Here is a 21,995-nt window from a genome sequence, read left to right as displayed (position 1 = left end):
TTAGGGTGACCTAATTTACATAACCCCCCTCGTTGTATTCCATACTGGTCGGTAACGTGACCACGCGGAGGTAGGCCAACGATGTCATCACCGGTAGCAGTCCAGCCAGAACCTGACTTTGACGTCCTCATCGTCGGATCCGGATTCGGCGGGAGCGTCACCGCCATGCGGTTGACCGAAAAGGGTTACCGCGTAGGGGTCCTGGAGGCGGGTCGTCGGTTCTCGGACGAGGAATTCGCCGAGACATCGTGGGATCTGCGCAAGTTCCTGTGGGCGCCGATGTTCAAGTGCTTCGGGATTCAGCGGATCCATCTGCTGAGTAACTGCATGATCCTGGCGGGTGCCGGGGTGGGCGGTGGCTCGCTGAACTACGCCAACACGCTGTACGTACCGCCCGAGCCATTCTTCAGCGATCCGCAGTGGAAGGGCATCACCGACTGGCGCGCTGAGCTCTCCCCGCACTACGAGCAGGCGCAGCGGATGCTTGGCGTGGTGAAGAACCCCACCTTCACCGATGCGGATCGACTCATCAAGGAGGTCGCCGACGATATGGGTGCCGGCGACACCTTCGTCGCCACACCGGTGGGTGTCTACTTCGGGCCCGACGGCGCCAAGGCTCCCGGAGTCAAGGTGGCCGATCCCTACTTCGGCGGTGCCGGACCCGACCGGGTGGGCTGCACCGAGTGTGGTTCCTGCATGACCGGTTGCCGGGTCGGCGCCAAGAACACCCTCGTCAAGAACTATCTGGGGCTGGCTGAATCCTCTGGTGCCCAGGTCATTCCGTTGACGACAGTCACCGCAGTCGAAGAGGGCGCAGATGGCGTGTGGCAGGTGTCCACCAAGGCCACCGGCCGCTGGCTGCGTAAGCAGCGCAAGACCTACACCGCCAAGCACGTCGTACTCGCTGCGGGTACCTGGGGCACGCAGAACCTGTTGTTCAAGATGAAGGACAAGGGCCTGCTGCCCAGGCTTTCGGATCGGTTGGGCGTGCTCACGCGAACCAACTCCGAATCCATCGTCGGCGCAGGGCGATTGGAATACAAGGACGACCTGGACCTCACCCACGGGGTGGCCATCACGTCCTCGTTCCACCCCACCAGCGATACCCATATCGAGCCGGTCCGGTATGGCAAGGGGTCCAACGCGATGGGGCTGCTGCAGACCCTGATGACCGACGGGGACGGCGAGAAGTCGCGATGGCGCCAGCTCATCGAGGCCGCCCGCGCTGACCCCAGGGGCACCCTGCGGATGCTCAACGTGACGCAATGGAGCGAGCGGACCGTGATCGCTCTCGTCATGCAGCACCTGGACAACTCGATCACCACGTTCACCAAGAAGACGCTGTTCTGGCGGCGCTTGGACAGCAAACAGGGCCACGGCGAACCCAATCCCACCTGGATTCCCGCCGGGAACGAGGCCACCAGGCGACTTGCCGCCAAAATCGACGGTGTGGCTGGCGGCACCTGGGGCGAGCTGTTCAACATCCCGCTCACCGCGCATTTCCTAGGCGGTGCGGTCATCGGGACCAGCCCGGAGGACGGCGTCATCGACCCCTATCACCGGGTGTACGGCTACCCGACCATGTACGTCGTGGACGGGGCGGCGATCTCGGCGAACCTGGGCGTCAACCCGTCGCTGAGCATCACCGCACAGGCCGAGCGGGCGGCGTCGTTGTGGCCGAACAAGGGTGAGATCGACCTGCGTCCGCAGCAGGGGCTGGCATACCAGCGGATGTCGCCGGTTCCGCCGGCGCACCCCGTGGTCCCGGTGGGTGCACCCGGTGCGTTGCGACGTCTTCCGATCGAACCGGTGAGGTCAGTTAGTTAGACCCGGTCGCTGCGCTCTCCCCCGCAAGTGGGCGGTTCCCCCAGCTCGTCGGGCCAGCTATCGGCACCATTAAGCTAAGCCGGTGGCGCAAACGGAGCAGCATGGCGACCGACCGGTTCTGGTCATCGATTTCGGGGCGCAGTACGCGCAGCTGATTGCGCGGCGGGTCCGCGAGGCACGCGTGTTCTCGGAGGTGATCGCGCACTCGGCCAGCATCGAGGAGATCAAGGAACGCGACCCGCGGGCAATCATCCTGTCCGGCGGCCCGTCGAGTGTTTACGAGGTGGGGGCGCCTCAGCTCGATCCGGGCGTATTCGACTTAGATGTTCCAGTTTTCGGTATCTGCTACGGATTTCAGGCCATGGCGCAGGTGCTTGGCGGCACGGTCGCACACACCGGCACCAGCGAGTACGGCCGCACCGAGCTGAATGTCTCGGGTGGAGACTTACATGATGGTCTGCCTGAGCTACAGCCCGTCTGGATGAGCCACGGCGACGCGGTAACAGAGGCGCCACAAGGTTTTACCGTCGTCGCCAGCAGCGAGGGCGCCCCCGTCGCGGCGTTCGAGAATCGATCGCGTCGGCTGGCCGGCGTGCAGTATCACCCCGAGGTGCTGCACTCGCCACATGGACAACAGGTACTCAGCCGCTTCCTGCATGAATTCGCGGGCATCGAATCCACATGGACGGCAGCCAATATCGCAGAGTCGCTGGTCGAGCAGGTCCGCACGCAGATCGGTGACGGACGCGCATTGTGCGGGCTGTCCGGTGGGGTGGACTCGGCGGTGGCGGCAGCCCTGGTGCAACGCGCCATCGGTGACAGGCTTACCTGTGTGTTCGTTGACCACGGTCTGCTGCGCAGCGGCGAGCGGGCACAGGTGCAGCACGACTTCGTCGCGGCAACCGGCGCCAAGCTGGTGACTGTCGATGTCGCCGAGACATTCCTGAGCGAGCTCGCCGGTGTCAGCGACCCGGAGGCCAAACGCAAAATCATTGGCCGTGAATTCATCCGGGCGTTCGAGGGCGCCGTCTCCGACGCGATTGGCAACTCGGAGGATGGGATCGATTTTTTGGTGCAGGGCACGCTGTACCCGGACGTCGTCGAGTCCGGGGGAGGCAGCGGTACGGCCAATATCAAGAGCCACCACAACGTGGGCGGGCTGCCAGAGGACCTGAGCTTCGCCCTCGTGGAGCCGCTGCGTCTGCTGTTTAAGGATGAGGTTCGCGCGGTCGGTCGTGAACTGGGTCTGCCCGAGGAAATCGTTGGCCGTCAACCCTTCCCCGGGCCGGGGCTGGCAATCCGGATCGTCGGCGAGGTCACTGCTGACCGGCTGGATACCCTGCGTCGCGCCGATGCCATTGCGCGCGAGGAACTTACCGCCGCGGGCCAGGACCGCAATATCTGGCAGTGCCCGGTGGTGCTCTTGGCCGATGTCCGCTCGGTCGGAGTGCAGGGCGACGGCCGCACCTACGGGCACCCCATCGTGTTGCGCCCGGTGTCCAGTGAGGACGCCATGACGGCGGACTGGACGCGACTGCCCTACGAGGTGCTGGAGCGGATTTCCACCCGGATCACCAACGAGGTGCCGGAGGTGAATCGGGTGGTCCTGGATATCACCAGCAAGCCGCCCGGCACCATCGAATGGGAATGACGCGAAGCTAGCGGTTTTGTCGGGCCGGAACCGCCACCAGCGCAACGCCGATGGCGATGGCGATGGCGATCGCGACCCAGCCGAGCAGGTCGCTGACCACCAGTTCGCCGAAATCCTGACCGGTCAGTGCCCAACCCCCGACGATCAATGCGGCCAGACCGGACAGCGCCAGGAGAATGGACGGCCTGACCTTCTCGTGGGCAGTGACTTCAGGTAGGGACTCCGCCCGGTTTTTCGGCGTGATGTTGCTGTCGGCGTCTGCCGCGGCGTTCATGTTCTCAGACACGTTGCACCTCAATGCTTCCCATGTTGATTTTGGAGTTGATTGTCAGTACCGGACCGGTGCTGGTGGGTGAGGGTAGGCAGTCGAAGCTGCCGACGTTCACCTCGCACTTGCTGTGTACGTTCATCGACGCTGGAACCAGCACCTGGATGTCGCCCAGCCCGGCACGGAGGTTCACCGTCTTGTCGCCGGTGAGCTTGATCTGTGTGAGGTCAAGGGTGATGGTGCCCACGCCGATCTCGTAGTCGCTCTGTATGTCGGAAGCCTCTGTGGGGCGGTAGCTTTGGTCGCCGATGTTGAGGGACACCTCCAGTGGGCCCACCGCGGAGGCCACGATGACGAACCCGGTCAGTGGAATCGCCAGGAAGAGCAGGGAGTAACCGCTGCGGAGCCATGCGCCCGCCAGCATGCCGACCCCTACGACAACCAGTGCCGCCGCCGTCACCACCACGGGTGTCACCCAGCTGCCGCCCAACAGCCCGATGGCCACGAGTATCGCGCTGACGATGATTGCCGCGCCGATAGTCACCTTCGCCACGCGGGACTTGGGCTTGACCGGCGGTGCGGGCAGGGGGGCCGGATTGGGTAGGTCCCAGGCAAAGGGCGCCGCCCGTAGCGGGTCCCATGCGGGTGGGGCCGCCAGCAGCGGCTCGTTCAAGCCGGCCGGTGTGGTCGCCGCTGTGGCGTTATCGGTCTGGTCATCCTCGGTGGCCTGGTCGGCACCGCTCACTGCGGAACCGGCCGCGTTGGTTTTCGGGGCCGCCGGAGGCTCGGTCTGGCGCTGATAGAGCAGATACCAGCCGCCGAGTAGGACCGCGGCACTGACCAATCCCCACGGCTCTCGGTCGGTGTCGATGAACGGCCCGCCGACGAGCAACAGGACGATAATCCAGAAGACCGTCTTAACCTTGGACTCGTGATATGGGGTGGTGTAGCGGGCAGTGGGCATCAGCAGCCAGCACGCCACGTACATCACCGCACCGGCGCCGCCGAAAAATGTTGTGACCACAAAAATTACGCGTACCAACAGCGGATCGACGTTGTAGCGGTATCCGATTCCCGCGGCCACACCGGCGAGCTTTCCGTGTCCCGGTAGTCGCAAGGGCCGGGTTCGCCACATGTCCCCAAGCGTGGAGGACGGCGCCCGCTTGGTGTCCGTATCGGTGTCCATGACAGCAATAGTTGCCGAGCCGCACGTATGTCCGCCATCGGGATTCACCCTGATCTTTGCGCGGCGAGGGTTCAGGGATAAGCCCGATGGCGGGCGGAGCTGGTCATGGCAGGATCGCAGGGGTGAGCCCCAAGTTTCGGAATGCCTTCGCGGACGGGAATCGGCTGACGGCCGCCCCGCCGTTGCGCCGGCGTACCGGTGGGCGGGTGGTCGCCGGTGTGGCCGGAGGTATTGCAGACCATCTCGGCGTGCCGGTGTTTCGGGTGCGTCTTGTCTTCGCGGTGTTGGGGGCGGCCAGCGGTATGGGCGTCGCGGCGTACGGGTTGCTGTGGATGCTGATGCCACCGGGCGATGACGTCACTGCGGTGAGCGCGACCGACCGCAGGCGGGCGACCGGGCTGTTGTTGTTGAGTTTTGCCGCGCTGGTCATTTTGATGTCGACGGTCAGCGGTTCGACGTCATCATTGATCTTCCCGGTGGTGCTGGCTGCGGTCGGGCTTGCCGTGGTGTGGCGCGAATTCGATACGCAGGGGCCAAGTTCAGCGGTGCTGGGAGCATCAGGCAGGCCGTCGATGCTGACCTGGGTTCGGGTGATCGCCGGTGCGACATTGGTCTTCGGCGGGATCGCGGTCGTGGTTTTACGCAATGTGGACCTGTCCTCCTTGCGTGATTCGTTGGTGGCCATTGCGGCCGCCTTGGTGGGCGCGGTGCTGCTGACGGTGCCGTTGTGGTTGCGGCTGTGGCGCGCACTCGGTGCCGAGCGTGCCGCGCGTATCCGCACAGAGGAGCGCGACGAGATCGCCTCGCATCTGCATGATTCGGTGCTCCAGACGCTGGCGTTGATCCAGAAGCGCACCGATAATCCCGGTGAGGTGCTGCGGCTGGCCCGCAGCCAGGAGAGGGAACTGCGCAGTTGGCTGTTCTCATCAGGGGATTCCTCCGACTCGTCATTGGCTCAAGAACTGCGCGCCGTGGCCGGGGAGGTCGAGGACGCCCACACCGTGGTGGTCAGTTCGGTGATTGTTGGTGATGCCGATCTGTCCCTGGAACCGGAGACCGGGCGGGCGCTGGTCGGGGCAACCCGCGAGGCACTGGTCAACGCAGCCAAGCACTCTGGGCAATCGGATATCAACCTGTATGCCGAGGTGGAGCCCGGCCAGATCAGTGTTTTCATCCGGGATCGCGGTAAGGGATTCGATCCCGAGGCGGTATCTCCGGACCGGCAGGGCATCGTGCGTTCCATCAAGGCGAGGGTGATGCGTCGGGGTGGGCAGGTGCAGGTGAAATCGGAGATCGGCAAGGGCACCGAGGTGGGAATTACCCTGCCGTACAGGCCCCTTGATGCCGACGAGAAAGAAGCGTGATGCTGCGGGTATTTCTGGTCGATGATCACGGTGTGTTCCGGTCTGGGGTGCGGGCGGAGCTGTCCGGCGAATCGGATATCGAGATCGTGGGTGAGGCAGGTTCGGTCGCCGAGGCAGTGGCCGGGATCAGGGCCACTGCACCGGATGTGGTGCTGCTGGATGTGCACATGCCAGCTGGTGGTGGAGTTGCCGTCATCAACGGGACAAGCGGCTCCGGGCCGGATTCTCTTCGCGCAAGCGGCTCATCGCCGGTCTTTCTGGCGCTCAGCGTGTCTGATGCGGCCGAGGATGTCATCGCGGTGATCCGGGCTGGAGCCAGAGGCTATGTCACCAAGACGATTTCGGGGCGCGAACTGGCCGATGCGGTGCGCCGGGTGGCCGGCGGGGATGCGGTGTTCAGTCCGCGGCTGGCCGGGTTCGTGCTTGATTCGTTCACGGGCCGCTCGAATATCCCTGAGCCGGCGCTGGATCCGGAGCTGGATTCGTTGACTCCACGTGAGCTTGAGGTGCTGCGGCTCCTCGCCCGCGGATACACCTACCGGGAGATCGCCGAGGATCTGGTGATCTCGGTGAAGACGGTGGAGACGCATGCCTCGAATGTGCTGCGCAAGACCCAGCAATCCAACCGCAACGCGTTGACTCGTTGGGCGCATACCCGCCAGCTCGACTAGGTCCGCCGACACGCCGCCTCGTGGCGGACATGTGCGACACGAATCCGCCGCAATGCGGCGTGTCGGCGGATGGGGCCAGCATGGGGCGCAGCCCGTACCTCCCGCCTTGACGGTTGTCGGGGGGTGGGTGTTTACTCCAGACATCGAACATATGTTCTAGTCGAGTGTGTCTGGAGGTGCGGTTGTGACGGCAGTGGCGGCCGCCGGGGAGGCGTTGGTAAACCGTGCTGACCAGCTACAAAAGCTCCGGAAGCAGATGGCGGCGATATCGGGGAAGGTTGGCGGGGACCAGTCGTCGGCGGGGCGTTTTCACGAGGTCCTGCCGGGCGCGCAATCTTTGCTGCCGGTATCAGATGTGCTGGCCGGATCGATAGGCCACGTGTTGCGGCGCGGCACGGTTGCGGTGGCCAGCGGGGCCCGATCGCTGCCCTTGGATGTGGTGGCTTCGGTGACTGCGGCGGGCGGGTACGCCGCGATCGTGGGCATGCCGGATATGAGTGTGCTGGCGGCGGTGGAGCGGGGGGCGGACCTGAGTCGCCTGGCGTTGATTCCCCACCCGGGCCTGAGTGCCGTGGAGGTGGCCTCGGTGCTCATGGACGGGATGGATCTGGTGGTGCTGGGTCTGGGTGGGCGAAAGGTGACTTCGACGTCGGCGCGAGCGATAGTGGCCCGGGCGCACGGCAACGGATGCACGCTGCTGGTCGCCGATGGGGACTGGGAAGGCGCCGCGGTGCGGTTGCAGGCGCGGGTAACCGGTTATGACGGAATTTCCGCCTGCGGTCTGGGCCGGATCCGTGGGGTGCGGACGGCAGTACAGGCGACGAGGCGCAGAGGCCCCAGAGCCGCCGGGGAGGTGTGTGGTGGCCGTGGCGCGATCAGGTCCGCGTGACAGGCCGGGGAAAGGACGGCGTAAAGCGCCACGGGTGCTGGCGATGTGGTGCCCGGACTGGCCGGCGGTGGCCGCTGCGGCGATGGCCGATCTTCCGGCCACCAGACCCGTGGCAGTGACCCTGGCCAACAGGGTGACGGCATGCACTGCTGCCGCGCGGGCGCTCGGGGTGCGACGGGGTATGCGGCGCCGAGAGTCCCAAGCTCGTTGTCCGCAACTGCATATCGCGGTGGCCGATGCCGATCGGGATGCGCGGTTCTTCGAGCCGATGATTACCGCGGTGGATGATCTGGTGCCGGGGGCCGAGATCCTGCGCCCCGGGCTGATGGCGCTGCCGGTGACCGGCGCCGCCCGGTACTTCGGCAGTGAGCAGGCCGCGGCGGAACGGCTGGCCGATGCGGTATCGGTGGCCGGGGCGGAATGCCAGGTTGGCATCGCCGATCAGATGTCCACCGCGGTGTACGCCGCGCGGCATGCGGCACTGGTGCCGCCAGGTGGTGATGCGGAGTTCCTGGCGTCGTTGTCGATCAAGGAGATGGCCGCCGAACCCAGCCTGTGTCAACCGCAACGTGAAGACTTGGTAGACCTGTTGTGGCGTATGGGAATACGAACCATCGGTGCGTTCGCGGAGCTAGCGCGTTCGGACGTCGCCTCGCGGTTCGACGATGACGCGGTACGGGCACACCACCATGCGCGAGCCGAACCGCAGCGCCCTCCATCGGGGCACTCGGTACCGGCTGAGCTGGGAGTCGAGCTGCCGTGCGATCCGCCGATCGATCGGGTGGATGCGGCGGCTTTCGCGGGACGGACGCTGGCGGTGAGTCTGCACGAGGTGCTGTCCTCGGCTGGAGTGGCCTGCTCCCGGTTGGCCATTCACGCGGTCACGGTGGATGGGCAGGAGTTGTCCCGGGTGTGGCGGTGCGCCGAACCGCTCACCGAGGAGGCGACCGCCGACCGCGTGCGTTGGCAGCTTGACGGCTGGCTTGCCCGGCGCCGGTCTCTGGATGGACCGGTGGCCATGCTGCGGCTGGAGCCGGTCGAGGTGGTGGCTGCAGAGGCGTTGCAGTTGACGTTGTGGGGAGCGGTGGGCGCCGAGGAACGCCAGCGGGCCCGTCGCGCGCTGACACGAGTTCAGGATTTATTGGGAGAGGAGTCGGTACAGGTGGGAGTGGTCAGCGGCGGGCGTGGCCCGTCCGAACGAATTACCTTGGTGCCCTTAGGAGATGAATTGAGGCCGCGAGCCGATCCGGATGCTCCGTGGCCCGGGAGGTTGCCCGATCCGGCTCCGACGGTGCTATCCGACGAGCCGGTGGAGTTGTTGGACATCGACGGAACGCCGGTGACGGTGACAGGGCGGGGAATGTTCTCGGGGGAGCCGGCCAGGGTTCGCCGGGGCAATGGCCGCTGGGAGCTGAGCTGGTGGGCGGGGCCATGGCCGATCGACGAGCGATGGTGGGAGGAGCGGGAGCCGGCTTCCGTTTCGGTGGCGGCGAGGGCGCAGGTGCTGCTCGAAGACAAGGGTGGCGGCCAGGCACTGCTCCTGCATTTCCGCAGGCAACGCTGGTATGTGGAGGGTGTGTACGAATGACGTTTTCGCCGAGTGTCAGCTATCTCCATCAAATTTTCGTGCGAACAAACTCACTCGCTCGATGAATCGCTCAAAGAACACCGCGGGGTCGGTCTCCACGGCGATCTGCGCATTGGGCTTCTGGCCCCACTGTCCCTTCCAGTCGGCGATTGTCATCGCACGGGTCAGATCGCCGGTCAGTTCCACATCGACGGTCGCGGAACGGGTTTGCACCAGTGATGGATCCAGTGCCACCGCAGCGGCGAACGGATCGTGCATATGAGCTAAGAAGCCTTCGTCCTGCTTCATGTGGAATTCGAAATAGAAGCGCACCGCGTCTTCGATGAACCGCAGCAGCGAGTTGCTTGCCGATGAACGGCTCGACGGAAGGTCGAGCACCGAGAGGGCAGTGGTGGTGGCGCCCGCCGACTCGGCCAGCTTGACCAGGTGCTCTGGTGTCATGGCGATCGTCTCGGTGAGATTCAGGCCGCATACGATCGGAAGCTCTTGTACGTCAGCGGCTCCCCAGGCGGCGTACACCTCTGCCGTCGCACCCGGATCCACAACGACATTCCATTCCGCCACCGGCGTGGTGTTGCCCGGGTAGTCGAAGGAGCCACCCATGATCACGAGTCGTTTGAGAAGTTTGGGCAACTCGGGCTCGGTGCGCAGGGCGAGTGCCAGATTGGTGAGCGGGCCGGTCGCGAGACCCACCAGCTCGCCGGGGTGTGCGTGCGCGGCCTTCACCCATGCCTCGGCGGCGTCGTAATCGGTGAGCGTGCGTGTGGATTCCGGCAGCACCGCATACCCGAGCCCGGTGGGGCCATGGGTGTCCTCCGCGGTGCGCAGTGTCGCACTCAACGGCTCGGCCACACCCCTCGACACCGGAATCTGGGGGGCGCCGCATAACTCGAGAAGGCCCAGATTGTTCGCGCAAACATGGTCCACCGAGACATTGCCCGCAGTAGAGGCGATACCGACGATCTCCACATCCTCGCTAGCGAGGAGATAGATCAAACCTAATGCGTCATCGACTCCGGTATCGACGTCGGCAAAAACGGGAACCATGGACGTCAACCTACCGTCAGTTAGCTCGGCTCAAGGATTCGACAAGCGGTAGAGCGCCGGCGATTCATAAAGTCGTATGGCAGACCGGATCGGTCACCAATGCACTCCGGGGATCAAGCGCACCGCCTGCTTGATGGGGCGCGGAACACGAAATTTTTTCGACACCGCAGTGACTCGTTTGGCTGCCTTCGGGCGGCGCCGCGACGTCGACAAGTCGCGGCGCTCATCGACGGGTTCGAGTCCGCGCGCAGCCTTGGAATCCGGATACGCCAGATACATCTGATGCATGATTCGCCGGGTCAACTTCGGTGTCAGGTACCGGCCGATATCTGCGTAGGTGCCCATCGGGTGGTCGATCCGCGTCGGCTTTTCGACGAGACCGCGAACCACCATGGCGGCGGCGTGTTCTGGGGTAAGCCCCGGCACCACGTTCAGCTTGTTGGATGGCTGGATCATCGGCGTCTTTACCAGTGGCATATGGATGTTGGTGAAGGTGATGTGATCCGACACCGTCTCGGTCGCAACAACATCGGAGAAGGCGTCCAGCGCAGCCTTGGTGGGGATGTATGAGGCGTACTTGGGGTTGCGGGTCTGCACTCCGGCTGTCGACACGTTGACGACGTGGCCGAATTTCCTTTCCCGCCAATGGGGAAGCAGCGCCAGCACCAGCCGCACGGCGCCAAAGTAGTTGATGGCCATGACCCGTTCGTAGTCATGGAATCGGTCGACGGTGTTCACCGCTGATCGGCGGATCGAGCGGCCGGCGTTGTTCACCAGGTAGTCGACATGCCCGAACTGGCCGAGGATGCTCTTGACGGTGTCGTCGACCGCCGAGTAGTCGGTGAGATCGCATGGGAACGCGTGCGCCTTGCCGCCGTCCTCGCGAATCTCGGCGACCAATCGATCCAGCGCCTCGACATCACGCGCCACCGCGAACACGGTGCCGCCGCGCTGCGCCACCGAGATGGCCGCGGCGCGCCCGATGCCGCTGGAGGCGCCGGTGATGATGACATGCCGGCCAACCAGCGGCCCTGCTGGGTCATTGCGGCGGTACCGCTCGGGGTCGAGGTTCCTGCGCCAGTACTCGTACAGCTTGCCGGCATAGCTGCCGAAGTCGGGGACAGTGATCCCGCTGGGGCGCAAGGCTTCCTGCGTCACCTCGGAGACAAAGGTGGGCATGATCTCGGTGATGTCGATGACCTCGGGTGGGATGCCGAGCTGAGTGACGACCATGTTGCGCCAGACCTTCAGTGTGCCACGGGCTTTCAGGAACGGTGTGGCGACGGAGTGGGGAAGGGACCCGCGCACCGGAGGCAGTCCCGCGGCGGAGGCGATTCCCGAGTAGATATCGCGCAGATAGGTCACCGACGGGTTGGTCAGGTGGAAGGCCTGGCCGTCACGCCCCTCCTGGTGCATCAGCTCGACGGTGGCATCGACGACGTAGTCGACCGGGACGATATTGGAGCGCCCGGCCTTCGGCAGCAGCATGGGGGTGAACCGGGGAAGCCGCGCCAGCTTTGTCAGTATCCCGAAGAAGTAGTACGGCCCGTCGATCTTGTCCATCTCGCCGGTCTTGGAATCGCCGACCACGACGGCTGGACGGTAAATCCGGTAGCGCAGACCGGGTTCCGAGCGCACCAGCAGTTCGGCCTCGAACTTGGTCTGGTGGTATGGCGATGGCAGATCCTGGTTGACGTCGAAGTCATCTTCGGTGAACTCGCCTTCGTAGCTTCCGGCCACGGCAATGGAGGAGATGTGGTGCAAGGTGGCGCCGGCACGCTTGGCCAGTGCGATGACCGACCGCGTACCCTCCACGTTCGCGGCACGCTGCGCCTTGTCGTCCACGGTGACGTCGTAGATCGCGGCACAGTGCACGATGTGATCGGCGGTGACCGGATCACCTTCGGTAGGCAGACCGAGGTCGGGTTGGGTGAGGTCACCCACCAGCGGCCGCACGCGGTCGTCCCATTGTTCGGCGAGCTTTTCGAACCGGGATAAGGATTCACGCCGCACCAGGACGGCGACTTCGGCATTGCGCTGGGTCTCCAGGATGCGGGTCACAATCCGTCGTCCGATGAAGCCGGTGCCGCCGGTGACGATGTATTTCACGTGCTACCCCTGAGACTGTTAGGCCGCCTATCGGCCCGTTTGGAGTAATCGTTGCCGTTTGCGGGTATTTCGTCAACGATGTGTGACAAGTTCGTCACTGGCGAGTTAGCCATAGGGGATACTCCAGGAATGTCGAACTCCCAGGTGTTCAGTGCTGCCCGCATCACGGGCAACGCTGCCTGGTGGGTGTTCGTGATAGCCGTGCTGGTGAACCGAGGGCTGAGCCCGCAGGGCTGGGATTTCGGGTGGACCGCGTACACCCCGCTTACCGATGGGATGCCGCGCCACTATGCCGACTACGTCCCGTTTGACCCCACCGTGCAGATGGTGGGCGTGGTGGTGTTCATCGCGTTCGTGATCGTGGTGATCTCGGCCGTGGTCGAGCTGCTGATTATCCGACGGTGGCGGGCGGTGGTGACGGTGCTCATCCCATTCGTATCGCTGGGGTTGATCGCCTATGCGTTCGGTGATCTCGACCGTACGATCATGTGGTCGCCGACTGCGGTTCTGGTGTTTGTCCTTGCCGCCGTGACGATTCGGCAGTTCTGGATGCGTCGGTTCGCTCCGACGATGGGGGACGGGTCATGATCGATGCTCCGCCAATAGAGCGTGCGGCACCGGCCGGATTCGGTGCCAGCAGGTCGGCGCCCGTGCTCTGGGCCGTCCAGTATGCACTGGCATCGACACCTCTGATCGTCATGGTCGCCGCGGTGTGGACGGGGACCGCCCTCCCCGCGCATGCGACAACCGCAATGGAGCATCTCGTGGCCGTGCTGGGACTGCTGTGTCTTTCGTGTGCAGTGGCGTGGGTGGTGCTCCGGCCACTGCAGCGTTACCGGACCTATCGGTGGGGTGTTCTGGACGACAACCTGGCGTACGTTGCATCGAAGACGTTGTGGCAGAAGTCATTGTGGGTTATCCCGTTGGCTCTGGTGCGCACGGTGGAGCTGCGTCAGGATCCGTTGTCACGGGTTTTTGGGTTGGCGGCGGTGCGGGTGCGGGCGGATCAAGGCGAGCTGCGGATCGTCGGGATCGATGCCGATACCGCGCGGCAGGTCGTTGAGTGGTTATTCGCCGGAGTTGACGAGGCTTCCGTCCATTAATGATGTGACGTCGTTCCAAGCCCTTCGCGAGTTCACAAGTGTTAGCATCGATGCACTGTCGTCAACTAAATACGTTCTCCGACAATAATTCTGATTGTTTACTGTGCTCAGACATGGGAGCTGGCTGATGGAGCGGAAACAGGGTTGGATCCGGGGCGCAATGGCAATCGCCAGCTGCGCGCTGCTTGTCCTGGCGGGCTGCGGCAAAGAGACCGCACACCATTCCGGGCCGGGTGCCGCACCGAATGGCGGTCAGGTCGACGGGCCTGCGCGCAACCCCTATCTCTCGGCGGAGAAGTACGGCATCACGCATATCGACTCCGCGCAGACCGACAGCTTCGCCGACCCCATCCCGCGGGGCACCTTCCATATCGATCCCGCCGCGATGCCGCGCGTGCCCGGTGGTCCGGTCAACATCATCACGATGGCCTCCACTACGCCGCAGTACATGTGGGTGAGCTCGTCATCGGGTGTCCGCTATGTGGATGTCTCCGATGGTGGATTCCGTGAGGTGGCATCGCTGGAAACCCCAGGTGTGCCGCCGATCTCGGTCCAGGATCTCGATGTGGTGCTCAATCAGAAATTCAGCAGCGTCGAGCAGATCGAGGCCGCGATTCGGGATCACTGGGGAGGGGCGACATGGCAGCGACTTATCAACGGCGTCTACGGCGCGGTCGATAAGGACAACCAGCTGTACTACGTGACGCAGAACGCCGAGATCCTCAAGTTCGGGCTGGAGAACAAGGACAATCCGGCCGCGGGCATCAAGGTAGCGAAGACCTACGACTTCAAACCCTATCTGGGCAAAGGCATGACGACGCTCGGCGCTCCCGAGGGCATCGTCGGTGTGTCGATGACCTACGACGGGCATCTGCTGGTGCAGTCCAACCGGGCACTCGCTGTCCTCAACCGCGGCCTCGACGCTCCTCCGATTCAGCAGATCCGGTTTGGCGATGACGAGACCGTGTCGAATTCGATTGCCGTGGATGATAAAAACGGCATCTATGTGGCCTCGGACAAGCTCATGCGCAAGGTCGTCTGGACGGGTTCGAAACTGTCGACCGACGAGGCTGACGGTGCGTGGTCGTCTCCCTACGACTTCGGGCGGCAGCCCCCCGCGGTGAAATTCGGTATTGGCACGGGATCCACGCCGACTCTGATGGGGTTTGGCAAGGACTCCGATGAGCTCGTCGTCATCACCGACGGTGCCGACAGAATGAAGCTGGTTGCCTTCTGGCGGAACAAGATTCCGGAGGGTTTCCAGCAGAAGCCAGGCGTCAAATCCAATCGGATCGCCGATCAGATTCAGGTCACCGCGGGCCTGAAGGAGCCGCTGCCGGAGTTTATCCAGAGCGAGCAATCGGTGGTGGCTACCGGCTACGGGGCTTTCGTGGTGCAAAACATCGGCGCCGGAGGTTCCCCGGATCGGCTGGTCGATGTGCTCGCCAACGGCCCGGTGTCACCTGCTCCGCAGGGTGTGGAGCGGTTCGAATGGGACCCCAAGGGGCATCGCTGGGCCTCGGCGTGGGCAAGGGGGGACGTGGTGTCTACCTCGATGGTGCCTGCGGTGTCGACCTCCTCGGGCGTCGTGTTCCTCAATGGCTATACCAAGGCCGACGGCTGGGAAGTCACCGGCTTGGATTGGAAGACCGGAGAAACAGTGCATCGCACCATATTTGGTCAGTCGAATCTGGGCAACGGCGCCTATGCGCTCATCGAGGGTCTGCCCAACGGGGACCTGCTGTTCAACAGTGTGGGTGGCCCGTTCCGGGCGAAGATCGCCGGTTAGATGCGGCTCTCGCCGAGCTCGCGGATCTCGTGAACGGCTTGTCTGAGCGCGTTCGGGTCGGGTGAGAGGTCCGCGAGAATCGTATGTACGGCCGAGAGTCCCGCGCTGTCGAGCAGACGTTTCTCGTTGGTCACCCACTCGCCGCGTGCGGCGAGTGCGGCGTGGGCGTACTCCGTGGCGGCGACTGCGAGCAGTCCAGCGGTCTGGGTCACCCGTCCGTGTGGTGCATGGTTCTTCTCTGCGTAGATCAGGTTCAGTGCGGCGCGTTCCTGCCACGTCTTAGACGCCGATTCGCGAAGTGCTGCAGGGTATTCCGGTCGGGGTAATGTCCCTCGGAGCACGCGGTTGAGAGCGAGTTCGCCTACCACCAGATAGCTGGGGATTCCCGCGAGGTGGAACATCAGCGGCTCGATATGGAACTCGCCGTGCTGTGCATGGTGCAGTTGCTCCTCCACGACCGCCAGGTTGCGGTAGTGCACATCGACGTCGCGGTCGTCGATGCGGAGCCATGCGCCGCCGTTGAACACGCCGCCGCCCCAAGCGCCGATCTCGGAGACCTCTCCCTCCCAGCCGATTCGGCGGAGTTCCTCGGGGTCGAAATCGCCGCGGTAGTAGACCGCCAGGTCCCAGTCGCTGTCCGGTCGCTGCGTGCCTTGCGCGCGGGAGCCACCCAGCGTCACCGCTTCGACATTGGACAGTGCGGCAAGACCGTCTGTAACGGATTCGAGAAACTCAGCGTCGGATGCGGCCATAGTGGGTTCAGCGCCGCGGATCGTCCTGCGTCGAGATGAGCGCTTCGACGGCCGCTATGAGTGTGGCGCGATGGCGGGCTAGGCGTTCAGGGGAGAAGGGTTCGGCTGCTGACTGTGCGCGTAGTGCCGATGAGGCACCAAGCCAGGCGGTGGTCAATCCGAGAGTGAGCGCCAGGATGTCGGCCGGTTCCAGATCGCCATCCGAAGGATAGGTGTCCGCGATGGCCTTGATTTTGGTCGCGTAGGCATTCGTCTCCGAGGGGCCGGCATCGAGACGTTCGAGCTGTGCCCAGGTCGCCAGGCGGAGATGCTGAGGGCTTTTCACCAGGTGGTCGAACAACGCACCTGCATACCCGGGCAAGTCTTCGGGGGTGAACGGAACCGCCTCGGACATCTGCTCGATGGAGTGTGCGACGACAATGTCGAAGAGTGTTTCCTTGTTGGTGAAGTAGACGTAGAGCAGCCGCTTGTTGGCTCCGGCCGCGGCACCTATCCGGTCGACGCGGGCCCCGGCGAGCCCGTACTCCGCAAACTCAGCATATGCGGCGTCGAGCAGGCGCTTCTTGGTGGCAGAAGCGTCAGGCGGCATATTCCTGAGCCTAAAGGTAACTATTCAGTTACTAATTCTTCGCCGCGAGGGTGGCTGTGTGCCATCTGGCAGTACTTAGTGAGTGCTAGCGCGTCGTTCATTTAACTTCGGAACCTCGTATCGCGAGAGGTAACTATCTAGTTATTGATTTGCGATACTGCCTGCACTAGTGTTCGGGCTATCTGGACAGTTAGCCAGTATTTGTTGGTTGCCGTGTGACGCAGCTCCGTTGGACGGCGTGGGCATTGTTGATGACGAGTTGAGGAGTCGATTCTTATGAAGGCAATCGTGATGACTGGAGCCAATCGGCCGTGGGAGGTTCAGGAGGTGCCCACCCCGACGGCGGAGCCGGGGCAGGTGCTGGTCAGGGTGCATGCCTCTGGCATGTGTTACACCGATGCGTGGGCCACGCAGGGCTTTGGCGGCGATATTTACCCCCAGACCCCCGGCCATGAAATTGTGGGTGAGGTCGTTGAGGTGGGCGCGGGTGTGCACACCCGCGAGGTCGGTGACCGGGTGGGCGCCACTTGGGTGCAGTCGGCGTGTGGGCGGTGTGCCTATTGCCGCGAGAATCGTCCGTTGACCGGGCAGACCGCGGTGCGGTGTGTCAATCCGCGAACCTCGGGTTTTGCCGCCCAGGGTGGTCATGCCGAGTACATCGCGCTGTCCGCTGAGGGCACGGTGCTGCTGCCCGACGGGCTGTCTTATGAGCTGGCCGCACCGATCATGTGCGCCGGTTACACCACGTGGAGCAGCTTCCGGGACGTCGAGCCCCAGCCCCATGAGCGGGTGGCAGTGGTCGGTATCGGTGGTCTTGGCCATGTCGCGCTGCAGCTTTCCAAGGCCAGCGGGTTCGAGACGATCGCGATCACCCATTCCCCGGACAAGCGCGACCTTGCCTTGCAGCTGGGGGCTGATCATGTGGTGGCCAACGGGCAGGAGCTGCTCGACATCGGCGGGGCTGATGTGCTGATGGTGACCACGAATGCGTTCGCCACCGCCCAGGAGGCGATGGCCGGTCTGCGCCCGGACGGCAGGGTGGCTCTAAGCGGCCTGGACTTCAACCACCCGTTCGAAATCTCATCTGGGGCTGTGCCGTTTCACATGATGCGCCAGAAGGTCATCGGCTCTACACATGGCGGCCAGCAGCGGCTTGGCGAGATACTCGACTACGCAGCCAAGGGCAAGGTCACACCCATCATCGAGACCTACTCCCTGGATCAAGCCACCGAAGCATACGACCGGCTCGTTTCGGGGAAGGTCCGCTTCCGAGGCGTCTTCACCCCGTCCAAAACCGGCTGATCGGCCGTCCTTGGGCGGGCGCTACCGCACCCGTCCAAGGGCCCGGATCGCGAGATTCTCACCTGAATATTGTTGCGAACATATGTTCGATACACTGTGTGAATGGGCTGGTCGCATGGCCCGCCGACGTGGGCGGAGATGGAGCGGGTGCTCAACGGGCGCCCGAGTCCTCATGCGCCCCCGGGCGATGGTGGAGATGGCCCGGCCTGGAGCCGCAAGCGCCCGCCCTATGAGCCGGCCACTCGTGAGCGCCGGCGTTCGGGGATGCCCTATGCGGAACTGCATGCGCACTCGGCGTTCAGCTTCCTCGACGGTGCCAGCCTTCCCGAGGAGATGGCGCAAGAGGCGGCGCGCCTGGACCTGAAGGCGCTGGCGCTTACCGACCATGACGGTTTCTACGGTGTGGTCCGTTTTGCGGAAGCGGCGAAAGAACTTGGCCTGCCCACGGTGTTCGGTGCGGAACTATCCCTTGGTGGGCAGGGAAATACCGAGGACTCCACACATCTGCTGGTACTGGCCCGCGGGCAGGAAGGGTACCGGCGGCTCTCGCGGCAGATGGCCGCAGCGCATCTGTCAGGCGGCACGCCCAAGGACCGGAAAGGTAAGCCGCGCTACAACCTTGACGCATTGACCGAGGCGGCCGGAGGGCACTGGCACATCCTGACAGGTTGCCGCAAGGGGCACGTGCGGCGCGCGCTCGCCGATGGTGGCCCGGCCGCCGCGGAGAAGGCGCTTGCCGGTCTCGTGGACCGGTTCGGGGCAAGCCGGGTCAGCGTCGAGCTTGGCAGGCACGGGCACCCGGACGAGGACGAACGCAATGCTGTGCTCGCCGCGCTGGCGCCGAAGTTCGGTACGGGAATGATCGCCACTACCGCAGCACATTTCGCCACACCCGATAGCGGCCGGCTGGCCATGTCGATGGCGGCCGTACGGGCACGCAAGAGCCTCGATGATGCCGCGGGATGGCTGGACCCAGTGGGCGGAGCTCATCTGCGTTCTGGGGACGAGATGGCACGGCTGTTCTCACACTGCCCGCAGGTGGTGACCGCAGCGGCCGAGCTGGGGGAGGCGTGTGCCTTCGACCTGAAGCTCATTGCGCCCGAACTACCGCCGTTCGGCGTCCCGGCTGGGCATACCGAGGACAGCTGGTTGCGGCACCTTGCCCTGGAGGGTGCCGCACGCCGGTACGGCCCCAGGGTGGCAGCGGAGAAGGCATACGGTCAGATCGAACGGGAACTGGGAATCATTGCGCAGCTCAACTTCCCGGGGTATTTCCTGGTGGTGCACGACATCACGGAGTTCTGCCGCCGCAGCAAGATTCTGTGCCAGGGCCGCGGGTCGGCTGCCAATTCGGCGGTCTGTTACGCACTCGGTGTCACCAACGTCGATCCGGTGGCCAACGGTCTGCTCTTTGAGCGCTTCCTTTCCGCGGCAAGGGATGGGCCTCCGGATATCGATATCGATATCGAATCCGATCTGCGCGAGCAGGCCATCCAGTACGTATACAACAAGTACGGCCGGGAGTATGCCGCTCAGGTGGCCAATGTCATCACCTATCGTGGCCGGATGGCGGTGCGGGACATGGCCAAAGCTCTCGGATATTCGCAAGGGCAGCAGGATGCATGGAGCAAGCAGCTCGGGCATTGGGGTGGGCTGGCTGATGCCGCCGAGGCCGACGGTATTCCGTCGCAGGTGATTCACCTGGCCCAGCAGATCCGGAACTTCCCCCGACATATGGGTATCCACTCGGGCGGCATGGTGATCTGCGATAGGCCGCTGGCCGACGTGGTGCCCGTTGAATGGGCGCGCATGGAGAACCGCAGCGTGTTGCAGTGGGATAAAGATGACTGCGCCGCAGTGGGTTTGGTGAAGTTCGATCTGCTGGGTCTGGGCATGCTCTCGGCGCTGCACTACTGCATCGACCTGGTCCGCGATCATAAGGGCATCAAGGTCGACCTGGCCCAGATCGATCTATCGGAGCAGGCGGTGTACGAGATGTTGGCGCGCGCCGACTCGGTGGGGGTGTTTCAGGTGGAATCGCGCGCGCAGATGGCTACCCTGCCACGGCTGAAACCGCAGTGCTTCTACGACCTGGTGGTGGAGGTTGCGCTCATCCGGCCCGGCCCCATCCAGGGCGGCTCGGTGCACCCGTATATCAAGCGGCACAATGAGAGGCAACGTGGTCAGCCTCGCACGTGGAAGCATGACCATCCCTCTATGGCGGCCGCGTTGGATAAAACCCTAGGAGTTCCGCTGTTCCAGGAACAGCTGATGCAGCTGGCCGTTGACGTGGCCGGGTTCAGTCCCGCCGAATCCGATCAGCTGCGCCGCGCGATGGGCTCCAAACGCTCACCCGAGCGAATGGAGAGGCTGCGCGCCAGGTTCTATGAAGGCATGGCGCGCCTGCACGACATCACCGGCAGTGAGGCCGATCGGATCTATGAAAAGCTTTACGCCTTTGCTAATTTCGGATTTCCGGAAAGTCATGCGCAGAGCTTTGCCTCGCTGGTCTTCTACTCGTCGTGGTTCAAGCTGCACCATCCGGCCGCGTTCTGCGCGGCGCTGCTGCGCGCCCAGCCGATGGGCTTCTATTCTCCGCAGTCCCTGGTGGCCGATGCGCGCCGACACGGCGTTACCGTCCATGGTCCCGACGTCGGTGCGAGCCTGTCCTACGCGACTTTGGAGAACCGGGGACTCGAGGTGCGGATAGGCCTGGGCACGGTTCGTCATATCGGCACTGATCTGGCGCAGGCCATCGTCGATGAACGGGATACGAACGGCCCCTTTGGTTCTCTGCTTGAACTGACCGGGCGCATCCAGCTGACCACGCCGCAGGTCGAGGCCCTGGCCACCGCCGGTGCGCTGGGTTGTTTTGGTATGTCGCGGCGGGAGGGTCTGTGGGTGGCAGGTGCTGCGGCGGCGCAGCGGCCAGACCGGTTGCCCGGGGTCGGGGTGTCCTCGCGCATCCCCGAACTTCCTGCGATGGGAGCGGTGACCCAGGCCGCAGCCGACGTGTGGGCCACGGGAGTCACTCCGGATGCGTACCCCACCCAGTTCCTGCGCCCGCGGCTCGACGAGATGGGGGTTGTTCCGGCCAGCGGATTATTCGATGTGCCTGACGGTGCGCGAGTGTTGGTGGCGGGGGCGGTCACTCACCGGCAGCGTCCGGCCACTGCGGCCGGGGTGACGTTCATCAATCTCGAGGACGAGACGGGCATGGTGAACGTGGTGTGCTCGGTGGGCTTGTGGGCGCGGTATCGCAAGCTGGCGGTGACCGCGCAGGCGCTGGTCATCCGCGGCCATGTGCAAAACGCCAGCGGCGCCATCACCGTGGTGGCCGATCAGCTGCGGCCGCTGGATCTGCGTATCCGGTCCACCTCGCGGGACTTCCGTTAGACGCTTCCGGTGAAACCGTGCTGGCGCCAGGCCTCGTACGCCGCGATCGCCGCCGCGTTGGACAAATTGAGCGACCTGCGGCCCGGCAGCAGCGGTATCCGCACCCGCTCGGTGACATGCGGGTCAGTGAGTACCTCGGGATCCAGGCCGGTCGGTTCGGGGCCGAACAGCAGCACATCGCCCGGCTGGTACGCGATATCGGTGTAGGCGACGTTCGCGTGCGCGGTGAAGGCGTACACCCGTTGTGGTCGCAGCGAATCCCAAGCTGCGGAAAGGCTCTCGTGCACTGTCACAGACGCCATGTCGTGATAGTCCAGACCGGCACGCCGCACTTTTGCTTCTGACAGGTCGAAGAGCGGCTGCACCAGATGCAGTTCGCACCCCGTGCCCGCCACCATCCGGATCGCATTCCCGGTATTCGGGGCAATCCGGGGCTCGTGGAAGAGGATTCTGAACATAATCGG

18 protein-coding genes are annotated in these 21,995 nt (G+C 64.3%); 11 read left to right on the top strand and 7 right to left on the bottom strand.

Annotated features, from left to right (window positions below; translation table 11 throughout):
* Nucleotides 1-81: 81 nt before the first annotated feature.
* A complete protein-coding gene (locus tag MLB1_RS05110) occupies nucleotides 82-1,827 on the top strand; it encodes a GMC family oxidoreductase (RefSeq protein ID WP_180748598.1) in 1,746 nt (581 codons plus the stop codon).
* An 82-nt stretch (nucleotides 1,828-1,909) separates the two neighbouring features.
* On the top strand, nucleotides 1,910-3,478 hold the full coding sequence (guaA, locus tag MLB1_RS05105) for a glutamine-hydrolyzing GMP synthase (RefSeq protein WP_180748597.1): 1,569 nt from the start codon (nucleotides 1,910-1,912) through the stop codon (nucleotides 3,476-3,478).
* A 7-nt stretch (nucleotides 3,479-3,485) separates the two neighbouring features.
* On the opposite strand, the gene MLB1_RS05100 is transcribed toward guaA, so the two are convergent.
* The gene (locus MLB1_RS05100) at nucleotides 3,486-3,764 is read right to left on the bottom strand and encodes a hypothetical protein (RefSeq protein WP_371750559.1); all 279 of its coding nucleotides are present in this window, start codon (nucleotides 3,762-3,764) and stop codon (nucleotides 3,486-3,488) included.
* Nucleotides 3,757-4,932: a PspC domain-containing protein gene (locus tag MLB1_RS05095; RefSeq protein WP_180748596.1), complete on the bottom strand. Its 1,176-nt coding sequence runs from the start codon at nucleotides 4,930-4,932 to the stop codon at nucleotides 3,757-3,759. Before MLB1_RS05095 ends, MLB1_RS05100 begins: the two co-directional genes overlap by 8 nt.
* 86 nt (nucleotides 4,933-5,018) lie before the next feature.
* Here MLB1_RS05095 and MLB1_RS05090 point away from each other — a divergent pair, with 86 nt between their 5' ends.
* The 4 genes from MLB1_RS05090 to MLB1_RS05075 all read left to right on the top strand — a co-directional run bounded on the left by MLB1_RS05090 (nucleotide 5,019) and on the right by MLB1_RS05075 (nucleotide 9,444).
* Nucleotides 5,019-6,296 (top strand): ATP-binding protein, encoded by a 1,278-nt coding sequence (locus MLB1_RS05090; protein ID WP_180748595.1) that lies wholly within the window; start codon nucleotides 5,019-5,021, stop codon nucleotides 6,294-6,296.
* Nucleotides 6,296-6,967, top strand: coding sequence for a response regulator transcription factor (locus MLB1_RS05085; protein WP_180748594.1), 672 nt, complete (start codon nucleotides 6,296-6,298; stop codon nucleotides 6,965-6,967). The genes MLB1_RS05090 and MLB1_RS05085 overlap by 1 nt, the downstream gene beginning before the upstream one ends.
* Before the next feature lie 184 nt (nucleotides 6,968-7,151).
* Nucleotides 7,152-7,856, top strand: a complete 705-nt coding sequence (locus MLB1_RS05080) for a hypothetical protein (RefSeq protein ID WP_180748593.1) — start codon at nucleotides 7,152-7,154, stop codon at nucleotides 7,854-7,856.
* Nucleotides 7,857-7,899: 43 nt separating this feature from the next.
* Nucleotides 7,900-9,444 (top strand): DNA polymerase Y family protein, encoded by a 1,545-nt coding sequence (locus tag MLB1_RS05075; protein ID WP_180749697.1) that lies wholly within the window; start codon nucleotides 7,900-7,902, stop codon nucleotides 9,442-9,444.
* 15 nt (nucleotides 9,445-9,459) lie between these two features.
* On the opposite strand, the gene MLB1_RS05070 is transcribed toward MLB1_RS05075, so the two are convergent.
* Together MLB1_RS05070 and MLB1_RS05065 are read right to left on the bottom strand one after the other, a co-directional pair.
* Nucleotides 9,460-10,491 (bottom strand): nucleoside hydrolase, encoded by a 1,032-nt coding sequence (locus tag MLB1_RS05070; protein ID WP_180748592.1) that lies wholly within the window; start codon nucleotides 10,489-10,491, stop codon nucleotides 9,460-9,462.
* 93 nt (nucleotides 10,492-10,584) lie between these two features.
* Nucleotides 10,585-12,600 (bottom strand): SDR family oxidoreductase, encoded by a 2,016-nt coding sequence (locus tag MLB1_RS05065; RefSeq protein WP_180748591.1) that lies wholly within the window; start codon nucleotides 12,598-12,600, stop codon nucleotides 10,585-10,587.
* Between the two features lie 129 nt (nucleotides 12,601-12,729).
* On the opposite strand from MLB1_RS05065, the gene MLB1_RS05060 reads away from it, so the two are divergent.
* From MLB1_RS05060 to MLB1_RS05050, 3 genes are all read left to right on the top strand, one after another.
* Nucleotides 12,730-13,188, top strand: a complete 459-nt coding sequence (locus tag MLB1_RS05060; RefSeq protein WP_180748590.1) for a hypothetical protein — start codon at nucleotides 12,730-12,732, stop codon at nucleotides 13,186-13,188.
* The gene (locus MLB1_RS05055) at nucleotides 13,185-13,703 is read left to right on the top strand and encodes a PH domain-containing protein (RefSeq protein ID WP_180748589.1); all 519 of its coding nucleotides are present in this window, start codon (nucleotides 13,185-13,187) and stop codon (nucleotides 13,701-13,703) included. Before MLB1_RS05060 ends, MLB1_RS05055 begins: the two co-directional genes overlap by 4 nt.
* A 127-nt stretch (nucleotides 13,704-13,830) precedes the next feature.
* The gene (locus MLB1_RS05050; protein ID WP_180748588.1) at nucleotides 13,831-15,492 is read left to right on the top strand and encodes a hypothetical protein; all 1,662 of its coding nucleotides are present in this window, start codon (nucleotides 13,831-13,833) and stop codon (nucleotides 15,490-15,492) included.
* On the opposite strand, the gene MLB1_RS05045 is transcribed toward MLB1_RS05050, so the two are convergent.
* Both MLB1_RS05045 and MLB1_RS05040 read right to left on the bottom strand, forming a co-directional pair.
* Nucleotides 15,489-16,244 carry a nucleotidyltransferase domain-containing protein gene (locus tag MLB1_RS05045; protein ID WP_180748587.1) on the bottom strand — a complete coding sequence of 252 codons (756 nt, stop codon included), beginning with the start codon at nucleotides 16,242-16,244 and terminating at the stop codon, nucleotides 15,489-15,491. The genes MLB1_RS05050 and MLB1_RS05045 overlap by 4 nt on opposite strands.
* A gap of 7 nt (nucleotides 16,245-16,251) precedes the next feature.
* Complete coding sequence (locus MLB1_RS05040; protein ID WP_180748586.1) at nucleotides 16,252-16,833, bottom strand: TetR family transcriptional regulator; 582 nt, start codon at nucleotides 16,831-16,833, stop codon at nucleotides 16,252-16,254.
* Between the two features lie 291 nt (nucleotides 16,834-17,124).
* Here MLB1_RS05040 and MLB1_RS05035 point away from each other — a divergent pair, with 291 nt between their 5' ends.
* Nucleotides 17,125-18,135 (top strand): alcohol dehydrogenase catalytic domain-containing protein, encoded by a 1,011-nt coding sequence (locus MLB1_RS05035; RefSeq protein ID WP_255485594.1) that lies wholly within the window; start codon nucleotides 17,125-17,127, stop codon nucleotides 18,133-18,135.
* A 102-nt stretch (nucleotides 18,136-18,237) separates the two neighbouring features.
* Complete coding sequence (locus MLB1_RS05030; RefSeq protein WP_180748584.1) at nucleotides 18,238-21,531, top strand: error-prone DNA polymerase; 3,294 nt, start codon at nucleotides 18,238-18,240, stop codon at nucleotides 21,529-21,531.
* On the opposite strand, the gene MLB1_RS05025 is transcribed toward MLB1_RS05030, so the two are convergent.
* On the bottom strand, nucleotides 21,528-21,989 hold the full coding sequence (locus tag MLB1_RS05025; protein ID WP_180748583.1) for a tRNA (cytidine(34)-2'-O)-methyltransferase: 462 nt from the start codon (nucleotides 21,987-21,989) through the stop codon (nucleotides 21,528-21,530). The two genes, MLB1_RS05030 and MLB1_RS05025, sit on opposite strands and share 4 nt — an antisense overlap.
* Nucleotides 21,990-21,995 lie beyond the last annotated feature (6 nt).

Origin of the sequence: Mycobacteroides sp. LB1, from assembly GCF_013449725.1 — a bacterium.
Taxonomy (GTDB): domain Bacteria; phylum Actinomycetota; class Actinomycetes; order Mycobacteriales; family Mycobacteriaceae; genus Mycobacterium.
Note: the sequence above shows the minus strand (reverse complement) of the source record. Positions and strands in the feature narration are given on the sequence as shown.

What these genes read in the sequence shown, in the direction of transcription:
- MLB1_RS05030 (WP_180748584.1), top strand. Translation starts at nt 18,238, where the DNA reads ATGGGCTGGTCGCATGGCCCGCCGACGTGGGCGGAGATGGAGCGGGTG.
- MLB1_RS05110 (WP_180748598.1), top strand. Translation starts at nt 82, where the DNA reads ATGTCATCACCGGTAGCAGTCCAGCCAGAACCTGACTTTGACGTCCTC.
- MLB1_RS05060 (WP_180748590.1), top strand. Translation starts at nt 12,730, where the DNA reads ATGTCGAACTCCCAGGTGTTCAGTGCTGCCCGCATCACGGGCAACGCT.
- MLB1_RS05025 (WP_180748583.1), bottom strand. Translation starts at nt 21,989, where the DNA reads ATGTTCAGAATCCTCTTCCACGAGCCCCGGATTGCCCCGAATACCGGG.
- MLB1_RS05070 (WP_180748592.1), bottom strand. Translation starts at nt 10,491, where the DNA reads ATGGTTCCCGTTTTTGCCGACGTCGATACCGGAGTCGATGACGCATTA.
- MLB1_RS05035 (WP_255485594.1), top strand. Translation starts at nt 17,125, where the DNA reads ATGACTGGAGCCAATCGGCCGTGGGAGGTTCAGGAGGTGCCCACCCCG.
- MLB1_RS05075 (WP_180749697.1), top strand. Translation starts at nt 7,900, where the DNA reads ATGTGGTGCCCGGACTGGCCGGCGGTGGCCGCTGCGGCGATGGCCGAT.
- MLB1_RS05050 (WP_180748588.1), top strand. Translation starts at nt 13,831, where the DNA reads ATGGAGCGGAAACAGGGTTGGATCCGGGGCGCAATGGCAATCGCCAGC.
- MLB1_RS05055 (WP_180748589.1), top strand. Translation starts at nt 13,185, where the DNA reads ATGATCGATGCTCCGCCAATAGAGCGTGCGGCACCGGCCGGATTCGGT.
- MLB1_RS05090 (WP_180748595.1), top strand. Translation starts at nt 5,019, where the DNA reads ATGGCGGGCGGAGCTGGTCATGGCAGGATCGCAGGGGTGAGCCCCAAG.
- MLB1_RS05040 (WP_180748586.1), bottom strand. Translation starts at nt 16,833, where the DNA reads ATGCCGCCTGACGCTTCTGCCACCAAGAAGCGCCTGCTCGACGCCGCA.
- MLB1_RS05085 (WP_180748594.1), top strand. Translation starts at nt 6,296, where the DNA reads ATGCTGCGGGTATTTCTGGTCGATGATCACGGTGTGTTCCGGTCTGGG.
- MLB1_RS05045 (WP_180748587.1), bottom strand. Translation starts at nt 16,244, where the DNA reads ATGGCCGCATCCGACGCTGAGTTTCTCGAATCCGTTACAGACGGTCTT.
- MLB1_RS05095 (WP_180748596.1), bottom strand. Translation starts at nt 4,932, where the DNA reads ATGGACACCGATACGGACACCAAGCGGGCGCCGTCCTCCACGCTTGGG.